This is a genomic window from Ruegeria sp. THAF57 (assembly GCF_903914075.1).
Taxonomy (GTDB): Bacteria; Pseudomonadota; Alphaproteobacteria; order Rhodobacterales; family Rhodobacteraceae; genus Ruegeria.
On the sequence record NZ_CAIWNQ010000003.1, the window covers coordinates 539413 to 553940 of the forward strand.

Consider the following 14528-nt stretch of genomic DNA (forward strand, 5'->3'; position numbering starts at 1 on the left):
AGTTGAATGAGGTGAGGGGGTTAGGCCTCATAAGCTAAAGCACGGGGGGTATTCAGCAGAGCGATCTTTTGCTCTGGCGTGAAGCTCGCGGACAGCGTTTCAATCAATTGCAGAACGGATTTGACCTCTGCTTTGGTTGTGGCGGTTTTCATTTGTTCCACAAAATATTTTTCCAGTTGTGTCAGTGGCTTGCGGTCGAAGTTTGCCGCCTGCTTTGGCTTGATTTTCGTTCCGGCAAACAGGTCCAGCGCAGCCTCGTCGCTTAGAAAGACATCATGTTTGATACCTGCGTAGTTCCGGATTCCTGAAATTCGCTCTTCGGAGCAATCCATCAACGCCGCCATTGCGACCACTTTGCCCATCGGCTTGGCAGTGCCGACATAGTCGTACGGTGCATTGCCGGACCGTTGCAGAACCCGGTTCATGACGGGATCAATCACGGCAACAGAGTCCAATACCCCGGCGGCCATCGCATATTCGAAAGAGCCGATCATGACCTCGCTGGTGACATATGAAACGGTGTTCTTGCCACGACCATGCGATAGCTTTTGGGTGTCCACGCAAAACCGGGTGGCCTCCCAGACCTGGGCGCTGCGGATCGGAGGTTCGCCGTCCAAAATTGAATGAAACACGTCGGACAGCATGTGTGGCCCGGTGGTCTGCAACAGCCGCATGCAGCCAACGACGTCCCCATCGTCGTTGATGCTGACAACATGTGCAGGGTGTAAGTCGTCGAACTGATCGCGTTCGCGCCCGTTTACAATATTCACGTCCCATCCCAGCCGGTCGCCGAATACACGCGCGCGCAATTGGTACATTTCATCAAGGACATCTTTGAATTTATGTTGGTTGATACCATCAATTACGATGATCATAGCCATCCCCCTACAGTCAGGTTACCGTGGAGGCAAAATTAACCATGTTCGAAACTTAGGCTATTGGGGGTATCCCGTAGGGTTTGGTGGTTTTGTTAACCGGGAGCTATCAAACCAAGACCAATTGCGCGCCCAATCGCCTGCGGAGTCGTCAAGGCCCCAAGCTTTTCCCGACCAGACCGCATGTGTACTTCGACGGTACGGTGCGAGATTGAAAGGATGTCGCCGATGTCCTGCTGGGACTTACCTTCCGCGACCCATTGCAGGATTTCTTTTTCCCGCGTCGACAAGGCGGGCAGGTATAGCGCTTTGGCCAGCAGACCGGATTGCATGACCGTGTCATGGGCTTGCACCGCGGCCAGTTGCAAATCGCCCATGATATGTCTTTTCAGCCTTTCCCACTCGTCATCCGAGCAGTCCCGGGTAACATTTAACAGCCCACAATCGCCGTAAGGCCCCCGTACCGGCACCGTTAATCCGCGGGACGTAATCCCGAAATCATGCGCGTCGCGAAATACGGTGTGGAATTTTTCGTCGTGATGGAACCGGCTCCAATCCACAGGTGCAATGCTGAGGAGGGATTGATGCAAGGTGGGGTCGAAATGGTGAAAGCCTTGGTTCCCGTAGTGAACCTTCCATTCATCGGGATAGTTTGCGTACCCCTGCACATCCCCCTTAACGGGATTGAATGTGGCGTAGGACGCATAGTCAAAGCCGAGCTCTTGGCAGACGGCATTTAATATGTCGGCGGCCGACTTCTCCTCATGGTCGATCGCGGCCAAGTCTATTAGTTTCACTTGTCCAACCTTTGTGGCGGCAGTTCTTTCCCCAAAGAACAGCCATATCTGTCCATACTAAATCATACGTTGTGTCACCTATGCCGCGAAGGGCAAGCAATTTGTGAGGCTTCGGCAGGTGTGTCGCAGGGAAATAGCTGCAAACAAAGGGCCAACGTGACATTTTGTCGGTGGATTTTTGCTTGTCGCGACGCCGCTATTCTGACCTTAGGCCGGTCTCGACAAGCATCCCGCGCGCTTTCGCCTCGGGGTAATACCCTTTCGCGTACAAAAAGATTGCGCGCTGCTGATCTCCGTCAGACAAAAGCCAAGCGCCTCGCAGGTATTTTCCCGCAAACTCCAGATTGGTATCCGCATCAAGCAAGCCCTTGGGGGTACCGGTATATCCCATTGATCTTGCCGTCGCGGGAAGGATCTGGAGTAAGCCATAATAAGGCCGGTTTACCGCCCATGGGCGGTGGGTGCTTTCACGGATTGCCAGTTTGTGGACAAGCTCGCGCGGTAGTTCATAGTGATCGGCCCATTTGTTGATCGAAGCACGCAGTTCGGGCGTTTCGTTGGGGTAGAGCGGCGGATCGAACTGGGCGCGGGTTGGCGTTTCAGGGCCACCACAAGCGGCTAGGGGGGCGGCAAGCAGCATGGCCAGAACACTGCGGCGTAGGAGGAGGGTCATAAAAGGTCTCCGGTCATTCTGGGCGTGATGATAGGAATCAATCGTCAGACTGCAAGCGTAGGTGAAAAATCTGGCCGAATTTTGCCCGTAAAACGAGCCGACAAAAAAAGGCCGCACGAACCGTGCAGCCTTTTCATAGGTTAGACTACCAAAATCAGGCTTTGGTTTCGTCTTCTTCCTCAGCCGGAGCTTCTTCGGCCACCAGATCTTCGTCTTCAGACGCGGCGGAGCCGATGTCGTCAAACAGCTCGGCGATCTCGAACTCTGCAGCGGCTTCTTCTTCAGCCGCCAGTTCTTGAATCGATTTGCCCGAAGCCTGCAGTTCGGCTTCTTCTTCCGAGCGGGCAACGTTCATCTTGATCTCAACTTCGACTTCGGGGTGCAGTTTGACTGCAACCGCGTGAAGGCCCAGCTCTTTGATCGGGGCGACAAGAGCGACCTGTTTTTTGTCGACGGTAAAGCCAGCTTCGGTCGCGGCGTCTGCGGCGTCACGCGGGGTGACCGAGCCGTACAGCGCGCCAGCATCCGATGCCGAGCGAATCACGATGAACTGCTGACCGTCCAGCTTTTCAGCCAGCGATTCAGCTTCTTTCTTGGTTTCCAGGTTGCGTGCTTCAAGCTGTGCTTTCTGGGCTTCGAACGACGCGATGTTGGCGTCCGATGCGCTCAGGGCTTTGCCTTGGGGCAGCAGGAAGTTGCGGGCAAAGCCGGGCTTTACGTCAACGACGTCGCCCATCTGACCCAGTTTCGCAACGCGTTCCAGCAGGATAACTTGCATGTCAGTCTCTCCTTACTTCACAGCGTAGGGCAGCAGGGCGAGGAAACGGGCGCGCTTGATAGCACGGGCCAGTTCACGCTGCTTTTTGGCCGAAACGGCGGTGATGCGCGAGGGAACGATCTTGCCACGCTCAGAGATGTAGCGCTGCAGCAGACGGGTGTCTTTATAGTCGATCTTCGGCGCATTCTCACCCGAGAACGGGCAGACCTTGCGGCGGCGGAAAAATGGTTTTGCGGCCATGGTTTATGTCCTTTCGTCAGGCGTTGATCAGCGGCGCTCGCGGCGGCCTTCGCGCTCATCGCGCTTCTGCATCTGGACCGAGGGGCCCTCGGCATGCTCGTCGACCTTGATGGTCAGAACGCGCATGACATCGTCGTGCAGCTGCATCAGGCGCTCCATCTCGTCTTTCGCAGCCACAGGCGCGTCAGTCTTGAGGAAGGCGTAATGGCCTTTGCGGTTTTTGTTGATCTTGTAAGCCATCGTCTTGACGCCCCAGTACTCGCTGTCGACGACGCTGCCGCCGTTATCAGCCAGAACGGTGCCGAAATGTTCGACAAGGCTTTCTGCCTGCGCGTTGGACAGATCCTGACGCGCGATCACTACATGCTCATACAGTGGCATGTGCACTCCTGTTTATATCAAGGCGCACTTCAAAGGCGGGGCCATTCAACCCTTCGCGACCCTGCCACGAGAGGCTGCGCGATTCATACGATTAGCGAAGGATGGCCCCGTATACACGTTTATGGCCGGGGGGCAAGTCCCGTCACATATGCCTTGGTGAAGTCCTGCTATTTCCTTTGGGTTGCCCAATTCCTGACGCTTTTCAATTCGAAATTGAATGGCATACCGGGACAAAAACCGGACCACACACCGGACCCAAGTCGGCAACCTGAAAACAGGGTGAGAAAAATGACCGCGATTAATACGAATACGTTTGAACAGTCCGCGAGCAACGCGGCTTTTGAAAAATCAGTTCCAGTCCTCATCACTTTCGCCCCCAACTGGAAGGTGCGGATGGTTCTGGCCCGCGTTGTAGGCGCCTTTCTGATTGTAATGTCCTTTTCGATGTGGCTGGCACCGGGCTCGGTCATGGCTGCGGAAGTATGGCCAATCAAACTGGTTGCATCGCTTGCTTTCTTGATCGTTGGGGTCAGTCTGCTGACAATTCAGGTTCTGGATGCGCGGCCTGATGCCTATTTCGACCCGATCCGCCGCGAGGTTCGGGTGTTGCAAAAGAACGAAAATGGACGCCCTCAGACCGTACTGCGTCGCAGCTATGACACGCTGGGTGGTGCCAAATTTTCCGACGATCAGGTTGAGCTGTTCGACGTCGATGGCAGCTTGCTGATGAAGTTGCCGCTGCAGTCGGCGGATGTCAGCCGAGCGCTCAAGGGTCAATTGAGCGGAAGTGTAACAATCTTCGCCTAATTTCCATTCTGTTCAAATAGGAACAGATGTTGTGAGAGAATAGGACTTGTGTGCCGCCCTTGGGCGGCACATTTTCGTTATTGAGCAACCCAACAGGTTTGCATCCACAACATTGCGGAGATTGTCATGAAATCCACACTTCTTGCTGCTGCACTGGCCGTATCAGCGACTTCGGCGTTTGCGAGCGCGGAAAAATACGTTCTGGACCCCAGCCACAGCCAAGTCATCTTCAGCTATAACCACCTTGGTTTTTCGACCACTTACGGCATGTTCTCGGGTTTTGAGGGCGAGATCATGTTTGATCAGGAGAACCCGGCAGCTTCGAGCGTGACCGTGTCCATGCCTGTTGTCGAGATGTTCACAGGTTGGAAGCCGCGCGAAGATCACTTCATGACCGAGGATTTCTTTGGCGCAGCCGAAGGTGATCTGGTGACATTCACCTCGACCGGTATCGAGGTCACTGGCGAGAATACAGCGAATATCACGGGTGACCTGACCATGAATGGCGTGACCAAGTCGGTGGTTCTGGACGCCAAGCTGAATCAGGTTGGCGAACACCCGATGGCGGGTAAGCCCTGGGCGGGTTTCGACGCGACAACGACGCTTGTCCGCAGCGAGTTCGATCTTGGCCAATTCGCGCCTTTCGTTGGTGATGAGGTTGAGGTGCGCATTTCCGTCGAGGCCCAGAAAGCCGACTAAGGCAATCTCAGATATCGAATGCGAAACCGCCGGAGCCATAAGCTCCGGCGGTTTTTCATTATTCGCCGCGTGTCGCGGTCAGATCCACCGAGACAACAACTGCAAAGCCCAAGGACTCTTCGGTGGGCTGTGATGTGCCAATGTCGAAATCCATACGGTTCAGCTCTAATTGCCCGTTGACGGTTGCCCGATCGCCTTCAAGGTCCAGTGTGAATGGCAGAACGACATCTACGGAATTGTCGCGGATCGTCAGGGGCCCTCGTGCCTCATACCCGGTTTCGGTTTTGTACAGGTCTGCTTTGAACTGAGCCGTAGGAAACTGTGCGCTGTCGAAGAAGTCCGCACCCATGGCCTGACCGCTGACAGTGCCAAGGCTGAGCGATGGGATAGCAACCGTCACCTCGGCTGACCCGGCCAGCCCGGGCTGCGCCGGCTCATCAAACGCGATGGCGGCGGTCCATTCCTCGAATTGACCGGTCACGGGGCTGCCCAATTGGGTGATCCTAACGGCAAGAGTACCCTCTTGAACTTGCCAGTCGGATTGCACCTCGGCCAGTTCGGTAGTGTCGGTGTCGGCGTGGGAGTGATGGTCGAATGCACCGATGCTCCATCCGCCGATCAGAACTGCGCCCCAGACAGCCAGCGCTGCAATAGCCGGAACTGACGAGTGATGTTGCGCAGGTGGTTCGGGGGCCTGTGCGTTGCCTGGCAGCATTCGCCGAAGGGTGCTGTCCTTGTCGACAACATGGTGCTTGAGCGCCCCGGCAATGTGTAGAACCAGAGACCCCGCAAGTGTCCAGACGAACAGCCAGTGCAGGCTGGCTGTGAGCTCTGCCAGATGCGCGGATTTTGGAACGAAAGGCAGATTTTGCCCGAACGGCCACAGGATCGGCGCAAAACCTTCCGCCGCTGCGTGATGCACCCAACCGGTCAGAGGAACCAAAACCAATGACCCGTAGAGAAGCCAATGAACGGTCTCGGCGGCGAAGGCTTCGGGTTTGTTATCGGCGTTCAAAAGGCCGGGCTTGGTTTGTGAAATGGCCCAAAGGATACGGGCGAGCGCGACGAAGAAAACCGTGATGCCAACAGTCTTGTGCATTGAAAACAGGCGAGCAGCCCGCGCGATGTCGTCCTCGGTGGTTGGGACCGTCGGATCATAAATGGCATGGGCAATGTCGTTTGCAATCCAGCCCAGCGGCAGGGCGGTCAAAATCAACAGGGCGGTCAGCCAATGAAAGGTCTTGGTTACGCTGCCATAGCTGGAGAAGGTATTCGTCGCGGACATCTGATGCTCCGGAGGTAGGATCGCTTTGATCAACCTATCGCCATACAGTCAGGACACAATAGCGGGCCGCGCACAGCTATGGTGCCAAGGCGCAGACCCAAGGCAGTGCTTGTGCCGCGCGGTCACACGGTTTACACCCCGCCGCAACCTAACGTCATCCAAGAGGTTGCAATGACACGCGCATTTGTTTTTCCCGGGCAGGGCGCCCAGACCATCGGAATGGGCAAGGCTCTGGCCGAGGCGTATTCCACCGCGCAGGCGGTATTCGACGAGGTCGATGAGGCATTGGGCGAAAAGCTGAGCAACCTGATCTGGGAAGGCGATATCGCTGAACTGACTCTGACCCAGAACGCGCAGCCCGCATTGATGGCGACGTCGATGGCAGCGATGCGCGCGTTGGAGGCAGAGGGCGTTTCCGTCACGGATGCCGCATTTGTGGCAGGTCATTCGTTGGGCGAGTATTCGGCGCTGGCTGCGGCAGGTGCGTTGTCTGTTTCGGATACGGCGCGCCTGTTGCGCACCCGGGGGCAAGCGATGCAAAGCGCTGTTCCAGTGGGCGAGGGCGCGATGGCTGCGATCCTTGGGTTAGATTTGGATGCGGTTCGCGCTGTGGCCGACGAAGCCGCGCAGGGTGAGGTTTGTCAGGCCGCAAACGACAACGACCCGACACAGGTTGTGGTTTCGGGCGCGAAGGCCGCTGTGGAACGCGCTGCTGAAATTGCCAAGGAAAAAGGTGCCAAGCGTGCCGTGATGTTGCCGGTGAGCGCCCCTTTCCACTGCGCGTTGATGCAGCCTGCGGCGGATGTGATGGCTGAAGCTCTGGCCGGGGTTGAAATCAAGGTGCCTGCCTTGCCGCTGATCGCCAATGTCCGCGCCGAGGCCGTTAGTGACCCGGATCTGATCCGCCAGTTGCTGGTCGAACAGGTCACCGGCTCGGTCCGTTGGCGCGAAAGCGTTCAGTACATGGCCGCGCAGGGCGTGACCGAAACGTGGGAGATCGGGGCAGGCAAAGCCTTGTCGGGTATGATCCGCAAAATCGATCGCGCGATCGCGGGTAAAGCTGTTGGCACGCCGGATGACGTGCAGAATGTGACCCAGGCCGAATCGTAAGACACAGCGCATCGCTGGATGCGTATGAAAAGGATAATCGAATGTTTGATTTGACAGGTAAGAACGCACTGATCACCGGTGCCTCAGGTGGGATCGGCGGTGAGATCGCGCGCGTTCTGCATTCTGCAGGCGCGACTGTTGCACTGTCGGGTACTCGGGTTGAACCGTTAGAAGCCCTTGCTGGCGAACTGGGTGAACGCGCCCATGTGCTGCCCTGTAATCTGAGCGACCCCGAGGCCGTGGCAGCCCTGCCGAAGCAGGCGGCCGATGCAATGGGGTCGGTCGATATTCTAGTCAACAACGCAGGTATTACCCGCGACAACCTGTTCATGCGTATGTCGGACGAGGAATGGCAGAGTGTGATCGACGTCAACATGACCTCGACCGCGAAGCTGTGCAAAGGCGTGTTGCGTGGCATGATGAAATCTCGCTGGGGTCGGATCATCAACATCTCGTCTGTTGTGGGGGCTACGGGCAACCCCGGTCAGGCGAACTATGCCGCGTCCAAGGCGGGGATGGTTGGTATGACCAAGTCCCTGGCCTATGAGGTTGCCAGCCGCGGGATTACAGCGAACGCTGTGGCACCGGGTTTCATAACGACCGCAATGACCGACAAGCTGACAGACGACCAGAAGGCGGGAATTCTGGGACAGGTTCCAGCAGGTCGCATGGGGGATGCTTCGGAAATTGCGGCGGCGGTTCTGTATCTTGCCAGCCCCGAAGCTGGATATGTTACCGGAACCACCTTGCATGTTAACGGTGGTATGGCCATGTTGTGAGCGCGGATCGGGGCAGGTGCGAAAGCGTTTGCCTCGGGCGTTGTCTGTGCTATAGGCGGCGCATAAATGCAGGGGTCGGCCAAATGGTCGGCCTTCTACTTTCCCGGTAATCGGGGACCTTAACCGCCCGGATCGGGCAAATCAAAGCCAGCCTGAGCGGGCAAGGGCAGAACCGGGCACTACGCCCTGAAACGGAATGAGGAATAGACATGAGCGACGTCGCAGATCGCGTTAAAAAGATCGTTGTTGAGCACCTGGGTGTCGAAGAAGACAAAGTAGCGGAAAACGCTTCTTTCATCGACGATCTGGGCGCAGACAGCCTGGACACTGTTGAACTGGTCATGGCCTTCGAAGAAGAGTTCGGCATCGAAATCCCCGATGACGCAGCCGAGACCATCCAGACCTTTGGCGACGCCGTCAAGTTCATCTCTGAAGCGTCCTAAGACCTTCGAATTTAGTTAAAAGCGGCGCTTCCGTGCAACGGAGGCGCCGTTTTTTGTGCCCCAGCGGAATTCTTACTTGCCAGCCGCGATATTCCTCCGCAACCATTTTCGCGAGGCATAAATATCTGAGCGGGCAGGGCATGATACGATCCACCCCGATGATCAACACGGCACGTCTGACGCTTTGCGGCATGCGGCCCGAGGATTTTAACCGGTTCGCCGAGATATGGCGCAACCCCTGTGTTGTGCGCCATATCGGCGGCACGCCACGATCCCGTGGCGAAGCGTGGGATTCGTTCCTTAGAAACGCAGGACACTGGCAGATGGCCGGATTTGGGCAGTGGGCGGTCATCCAGCAATCGAATCGTCAGATGATCGGGCAGGCGGGGTTTTTCTATGGAAATCGTGCCTTGGGCGAAGACTTTGACAGTTTTCCCGAGGCCGGATGGGTTTTGGCACCCGAAGCGCAGGGCCGGGGTCTGGGCTTGGAGGCGGCACAGGCCGCGCATGATTGGTTTGACCGAATTATGCCTGGGCCATTGGTTGCATTGGTGAATTCTTCAAATTCGTCTTCTCAGAAGCTGGCGGAAAAGCTGGGATACGAGTTGATCAGAGAAAGCGAGTTCCAGGGTTCGCCCGTTCATCTATTGCGCCGAAACGGACCTCCTGTGCGCCACTGAAACGCCAGGCGCGATGCCGCAAATTGCCTGTAGTTTGCCGAAACTGGTAGAACGCGGCCCCTGTTCTCTGACTATGATATTCTGGATTTCCAGATTGATTGGGCGGAGGAGCAAGCTCATGAGGATTTACCCCACGATGGAACTGCAGGGCGGCCGGTGCGTTACGCTGGACAAGGGCCGCTTGGACGAGGCCATGATTTGGCATGTGAATCCTTCGGAAACGGCGCATGGCTGGGCCACCGCCGGGGCTGAGTGGATGCACCTGACGGATTTCGACGCAATCGAAGGGCGCGACACGAACTCGGAACTGGTTGAAGAGATTATCCGTTCGGCAGAGATTCCCGTGCAGTTGGCGGGCGGCATGCGGACCCGCGAGCAAGTTGAATATTGGATCGACAAAGGCGCCGGGCGGATCGTGATCGGTACCTTGGCTGCCTGGGATCCCAACCTGGTCAAAGAGCTTGCCAAGCTGCATCCGGATCAGATCGTTTTGGCCGTGGATGTCTGGCAGGGTCAGGTCATGACGGAAGGCTGGCGCAGCCAGAGCGCCTTTACCCCCGAGGCATTTATCGAGGCTTTCTCTGATACGCCGTTCGCCGCCATCCTGGTGACCGATATCGACAGTGATATGGAAGACGTCGAGGCGCAACTGGGCTTGATCTCGGGTCTGGCCGAAAAATCCCGCACCCCCATCATCGCAAGCGGCGTTGTGCGTACTGCGGATGACATTTCTCGTTTGGCCTACATCCCCAATATCTCGGGTGCACTGGTCGGTCGGGCGTTGTTCCGCAAGACAATTGATCTGTCAGAAGCCCTGAGCGTCGCAAGCGCGGCTCATGAGCCCGTGGCGGAGTTTCAGTAGAATAGTTCCGAATGCTCTGTCCGCCTCCTTATCTATTTTGAGGGGGCGGATTATTTTTTGGGCTTGGTGTTACCGCTTTCGGCATTTCTTTGCCTTTCGCAGCGTCAGGTGTTCAACGCAGAATTTGCTGTTCCTCTTGCCCCCGCACCCCGGCACGGGGTATGAGCGTTTCTTAAACACGAAGCAGGCAAGAGGCACTTCATGCGCAGAGTCGTTGTAACCGGTCTGGGATTGGTCACTCCGTTGGCCAGTGGGGTCGAGGAAACCTGGTCACGGCTGTTGGATGGAGAATCCGGCGCGGGACCAATCACGCTGTTTGACGCCGAGGCAAGCGGGGTCACGACGACCTATGCCTGCGAAGTCCCCCGTGGCGATGGAACAAACGGGACGTTCAACCCCGATGAATGGATGTCGCCAAAAGAGCAGCGTAAGGTTGAAGATTTCATTCTATATTCGATCGCGGCTGCTGAAATGGCCTGCAAGGACGCGGATTGGCTTCCTGAAGATGAAGAGGCGCGCCTGCGTACCGGTGTTCTGATCGGTTCGGGGATTGGTGGTTTGGGATCCATTGCGGAAACGGCGAACCTGATCCGTGACAAGGGGCCACGCAGGGTTTCCCCCTTCTTTATTCCTGGCGCGTTGATCAACCTGGCTTCGGGTCAGGTTTCCATCCGCCACGGTTTTAAAGGGCCGAACCATTCGGTCGTGACTGCATGTTCGACTGGCGCCCATGCAATTGGGGACGCAAGCCGGATTATCCGTGCAGGAGATGCCGATGTCATGGTCGCAGGCGGCGGCGAAGGCTGCATCTGCGAGATCGGCATCGCGGGCTTCAATGCCTGTAAGGCGCTGTCGACCAAATATGCAGATAACCCCAAAGCCGCGAGCCGTCCTTACGATGTTGATCGTGACGGGTTTGTCATGGGCGAGGGGTCCGGAATCGTCATTCTGGAAGAATACGAACACGCCAAGGCGCGTGGCGCGAAGATTTATGCCGAAGTGTTGGGATACGGCATGTCCGGCGACGCCTACCATATCACCGCCCCTAGCGAGGATGGTGATGGCGCAGAACGTTCAATGCAGGCCGCGTTGCGTAGTGCCGGGCTGGAGCCAAAGGATCTGGACTATATCAACGCGCACGGCACGTCGACCATGGCGGACACAATTGAGCTGGGCGCAGTTGAGCGGTTGCTGGGTGAACACGCCGCAAAGGCGACCATGTCCTCGACCAAATCCGCCACAGGCCACCTGCTTGGGGCTGCTGGCGCGATCGAGGCGATCTTTTCTATCCTGGCAATCCGGGATCAGGTGGCCCCGCCGACGATCAATCTGGACAATCCTGCTGTTGAAACACCTATCGACTTGGCGCCAAACGCCAAGCGAGAGCGAGAGATCAACGTGGCGCTGTCCAACTCGTTCGGGTTTGGTGGCACGAATGCCAGCGTGATCTTCGGAAAGGCCAGCTAAATGTGGCGCGCTCTGGCGTCCAATATGCTGACCATTCTGGTGGTCTGCTTGTTCTTGTCGGGCGGCCTCATCCTTTGGGGGCAGTCGCGCTACAAAAACGAAGGCCCACTGGAAACTGCGATCTGTCTTCAGGTTGAGCGCGGATCCAACATGACCGAAGTCAGTCAGAAACTAGAGGATCAGGGCGCGATCAGTAGCGCGATGATCTTCCGTATGGCCGCAGATTACACAGACAAAGCCCCGCAGTTGAAAGCGGGCAGTTTCCTGGTGCGCGAAGGCTCGTCGATGGAGCAGATCATCGACGAAATCACGCGCAGCGGTGCCAGCACCTGTGGGTCCGAGATCGAATACCGCATTGGTGTGACGCGCATACAGACCAGAGTGCGCGAGTTGAATCCCGCAACGCTCGATTTTGATGAGATTGCGTCATTCGATGTCGCCGAAGAAGAAGCGCCCGCGGCCTATACCGAGAAACGCAATGACGCTGATACGCGCTATCGGGTTTCGGTGGCCGAAGGCGTTACCGCGTGGCAGGTGGTCGAAGGGTTGAAACAGATTGATGCGCTGACCGGGGAAGTAACCGAAATTCCTGCGGAGGGGATGTTGGCGCCCGACAGTTATGATGTGGTACGGGGTGCTGACAGGAACGCCATTCTGCAGGGGATGCAGGACAGGCAGAAGTTGCGCGTCAACGCGGTCTGGGAAAAGCGGCAGGATGATCTACCAATCAGCAGTCCGGAAGAAATGCTAATTCTCGCGTCGATCATCGAAAAGGAAACAGGCGTTCCGCATGAGCGTGGACAGGTGGCCAGTGTTTTCGTGAACCGTCTTGAGCGTGGCATGAAGTTGCAGACAGACCCGACTGTCATTTACGGCGTAACGAAAGGTCAGGGAACCTTGGGGCGTGGCCTGCGTAGGAGCGAGCTACGCCGCGCAACGCCCTGGAATACGTATGTAATTGACGGTTTGCCGCCAACTCCGATTGCAAGTCCAGGTCTTGCAAGCCTGGAGGCCGCTGTAGCCCCGGAAGACACGAATTATGTGTTCTTTGTTGCGGATGGTACAGGCGGGCATGCGTTTGCCGAAACGTTGGACGAGCATAACCGTAATGTCGCCAAGTGGCGTGAGATAGAAGCCGAACGTCAAAGTTCAGGAAACTAAAAAAGGTGCCGCGTGTTGCGGCACCTTTTTCAATTCATGCGGCCGGTTTTCTTTTCTGCCGCCGACGCTGGTTTGACCTGGGCTTGGCCGACGCGTTGGCTGCCTGTGGCTTTGGCCCACGACGGCGGAACCCGCCACGTTTGCGCGGTTTTTTGGGCTCTGCAAATTCGGGCATTGTGCCGCTGGCGACGGGGATTTCGATCTTCATCAGCTTTTGAATCTGCTTCAACTGATCCAGTTCATCCGGCGCACAGAATGCAATAGCTTCGCCTTCGCGGCCTGCACGCGCGGTGCGGCCAATCCGGTGCACATAGTTGTCGGGCACCTCGGGCAGGTCGTAGTTAACTACATATGCCACGCCGGGAATGTCGATGCCGCGCGCGGCCACGTCAGTTGCCACAAGCACGTTGATCTCACCCGCGCGAAACGCCTTGATTGCACGGTCGCGTTGGCCTTGGCTTTTGTTGCCGTGAATGGAGGCCGCGTTAAAGCCGTCAGCGACGAGATCTTTCATCAATCGCTCTGCGCCATGCTTGGTGCGCGCAAATACCAATGTCAGAGCATCGGCGTCTTCAGACAGAATCTTGCGCAGCTTAGCGGGCTTTTCCGCCCGGCTCAGGAAGTGGATCGACTGCGTGATCTTGTCAGCCGCCTTCCCCGGAGGAGAGACCTGAATGCGCTGTGGGTTCGTCAGATAGGTTTGGCTGATTTCCTCCATCTGCTTGGGCATCGTGGCGGAAAACAACATGGTTTGACGCGGTGTGCCAAGTTCGGGCGCGATACGGCGCAAGGCGTGAATGAACCCCATGTCCAGCATCTGGTCAGCCTCGTCCAACACCAGATGGCGGACCGAGCTGAGATCAACTGCGCCGCGCTCCATCAAATCAATCAGGCGACCGGGTGTTGCGACAAGGATATCGGTTCCGCGTGCAAGGAAGGAAATCTGCTTGCCGATGGACTGACCACCCACAACGGTTGCGACGCGGATTTTTGTTTTATGTGTCAGGTTTCGCAGGCTTTCCGCGATCTGATTGACCAGCTCACGCGTCGGCGCAAGGATCAACGCCTTGGCTGTCTTGGGGGCGGGTTTGCCGGGTTGCGCCAGCAGGTGGTCAATCAGCGGCAACCCAAAAGCCAACGTTTTTCCGGTGCCGGTTTGCGCCAGCCCCATAATATCGTGACCCTGCAGCGCCATCGGAATGGCCTGATTCTGGATCGGCGTGGGTTGCGTAAAGTTTGCGCGTTTCAGCGCGTCATTCAGAGCCGGGGCAAGGCCCAGCATGTCAAAGTCGAACAAGTAATTATCCTTTGCAATCCGTGGCCGCCTATCAGCCACGAACAAATATATCGACACGTGCGCACCGCACGAGCCTACAGGGTTTCGCGAAGCCTCGGGACGCACGGGCGATTCCCGTGCCGTCTGGCCATCGCAACAAGAACCCTGCGTGAAGGGGAACTGGAGAGGTCTGGGCGCTGTAAGGTCGAATACGA

17 protein-coding genes are annotated in these 14528 nt (G+C 57.0%); 9 read left to right on the plus strand and 8 right to left on the minus strand.

What is annotated here, in order from left to right; all coding sequences use genetic code 11:
* Nucleotides 1-20: 20 nt before the first annotated feature.
* From RUESEDTHA_RS10540 to rpsF, 6 genes are all read right to left on the minus strand, one after another.
* Nucleotides 21-875: an acyl-homoserine-lactone synthase gene (locus tag RUESEDTHA_RS10540; protein WP_180886684.1), complete on the minus strand. Its 855-nt coding sequence runs from the start codon at nucleotides 873-875 to the stop codon at nucleotides 21-23.
* Between the two features lie 95 nt (nucleotides 876-970).
* Nucleotides 971-1672, minus strand: coding sequence for a LuxR family transcriptional regulator (locus RUESEDTHA_RS10545; RefSeq protein ID WP_180886685.1), 702 nt, complete (start codon nucleotides 1670-1672; stop codon nucleotides 971-973).
* A gap of 196 nt (nucleotides 1673-1868) precedes the next feature.
* On the minus strand, nucleotides 1869-2345 hold the full coding sequence (locus RUESEDTHA_RS10550) for a lytic transglycosylase domain-containing protein (protein WP_180886686.1): 477 nt from the start codon (nucleotides 2343-2345) through the stop codon (nucleotides 1869-1871).
* 154 nt (nucleotides 2346-2499) lie between these two features.
* Nucleotides 2500-3123: a 50S ribosomal protein L9 gene (rplI, locus tag RUESEDTHA_RS10555; protein ID WP_180886687.1), complete on the minus strand. Its 624-nt coding sequence runs from the start codon at nucleotides 3121-3123 to the stop codon at nucleotides 2500-2502.
* 12 nt (nucleotides 3124-3135) lie between these two features.
* The gene (rpsR, locus tag RUESEDTHA_RS10560) at nucleotides 3136-3363 is read right to left on the minus strand and encodes a 30S ribosomal protein S18 (protein WP_005608650.1); all 228 of its coding nucleotides are present in this window, start codon (nucleotides 3361-3363) and stop codon (nucleotides 3136-3138) included.
* Nucleotides 3364-3390: 27 nt separating this feature from the next.
* Entirely contained in the window at nucleotides 3391-3744 is a 354-nt protein-coding gene (gene rpsF, locus RUESEDTHA_RS10565) for a 30S ribosomal protein S6 (protein ID WP_171122168.1), read from the minus strand.
* 288 nt (nucleotides 3745-4032) lie between these two features.
* On the opposite strand from rpsF, the gene RUESEDTHA_RS10570 reads away from it, so the two are divergent.
* Both RUESEDTHA_RS10570 and RUESEDTHA_RS10575 read left to right on the plus strand, forming a co-directional pair.
* Nucleotides 4033-4551 (plus strand): hypothetical protein, encoded by a 519-nt coding sequence (locus RUESEDTHA_RS10570; protein ID WP_171122169.1) that lies wholly within the window; start codon nucleotides 4033-4035, stop codon nucleotides 4549-4551.
* 126 nt (nucleotides 4552-4677) lie between these two features.
* Nucleotides 4678-5250 carry a YceI family protein gene (locus RUESEDTHA_RS10575; protein WP_180886688.1) on the plus strand — a complete coding sequence of 191 codons (573 nt, stop codon included), beginning with the start codon at nucleotides 4678-4680 and terminating at the stop codon, nucleotides 5248-5250.
* Nucleotides 5251-5308: 58 nt separating this feature from the next.
* On the opposite strand, the gene RUESEDTHA_RS10580 is transcribed toward RUESEDTHA_RS10575, so the two are convergent.
* Nucleotides 5309-6535 carry a cytochrome b/b6 domain-containing protein gene (locus RUESEDTHA_RS10580; RefSeq protein ID WP_180886689.1) on the minus strand — a complete coding sequence of 409 codons (1227 nt, stop codon included), beginning with the start codon at nucleotides 6533-6535 and terminating at the stop codon, nucleotides 5309-5311.
* 171 nt (nucleotides 6536-6706) lie between these two features.
* Here RUESEDTHA_RS10580 and fabD point away from each other — a divergent pair, with 171 nt between their 5' ends.
* The 7 genes from fabD (at nucleotide 6707) to mltG (ending at nucleotide 13037) form a co-directional block, all read left to right on the plus strand.
* Complete coding sequence (fabD, locus tag RUESEDTHA_RS10585) at nucleotides 6707-7645, plus strand: ACP S-malonyltransferase (RefSeq protein WP_180886690.1); 939 nt, start codon at nucleotides 6707-6709, stop codon at nucleotides 7643-7645.
* A gap of 41 nt (nucleotides 7646-7686) precedes the next feature.
* Nucleotides 7687-8424 (plus strand): 3-oxoacyl-[acyl-carrier-protein] reductase, encoded by a 738-nt coding sequence (gene fabG, locus RUESEDTHA_RS10590; RefSeq protein WP_180886691.1) that lies wholly within the window; start codon nucleotides 7687-7689, stop codon nucleotides 8422-8424.
* 209 nt (nucleotides 8425-8633) lie between these two features.
* Entirely contained in the window at nucleotides 8634-8867 is a 234-nt protein-coding gene (locus RUESEDTHA_RS10595) for an acyl carrier protein (RefSeq protein WP_008756330.1), read from the plus strand.
* A gap of 140 nt (nucleotides 8868-9007) precedes the next feature.
* A complete protein-coding gene (locus RUESEDTHA_RS10600) occupies nucleotides 9008-9547 on the plus strand; it encodes a GNAT family N-acetyltransferase (protein ID WP_180886692.1) in 540 nt (179 codons plus the stop codon).
* A 118-nt stretch (nucleotides 9548-9665) separates the two neighbouring features.
* Nucleotides 9666-10409 (plus strand): HisA/HisF-related TIM barrel protein, encoded by a 744-nt coding sequence (locus RUESEDTHA_RS10605; RefSeq protein WP_180886693.1) that lies wholly within the window; start codon nucleotides 9666-9668, stop codon nucleotides 10407-10409.
* A 201-nt stretch (nucleotides 10410-10610) separates the two neighbouring features.
* Nucleotides 10611-11876 carry a beta-ketoacyl-ACP synthase II gene (gene fabF / locus RUESEDTHA_RS10610; protein ID WP_180886694.1) on the plus strand — a complete coding sequence of 422 codons (1266 nt, stop codon included), beginning with the start codon at nucleotides 10611-10613 and terminating at the stop codon, nucleotides 11874-11876.
* Nucleotides 11877-13037, plus strand: a complete 1161-nt coding sequence (gene mltG, locus RUESEDTHA_RS10615) for an endolytic transglycosylase MltG (RefSeq protein WP_180886695.1) — start codon at nucleotides 11877-11879, stop codon at nucleotides 13035-13037.
* Between the two features lie 34 nt (nucleotides 13038-13071).
* Here the strand turns inward: mltG and RUESEDTHA_RS10620 are convergent, their stop codons facing one another.
* Complete coding sequence (locus tag RUESEDTHA_RS10620; RefSeq protein WP_180886696.1) at nucleotides 13072-14334, minus strand: DEAD/DEAH box helicase; 1263 nt, start codon at nucleotides 14332-14334, stop codon at nucleotides 13072-13074.
* Between the last annotated feature and the right edge of the window lie 194 nt (nucleotides 14335-14528).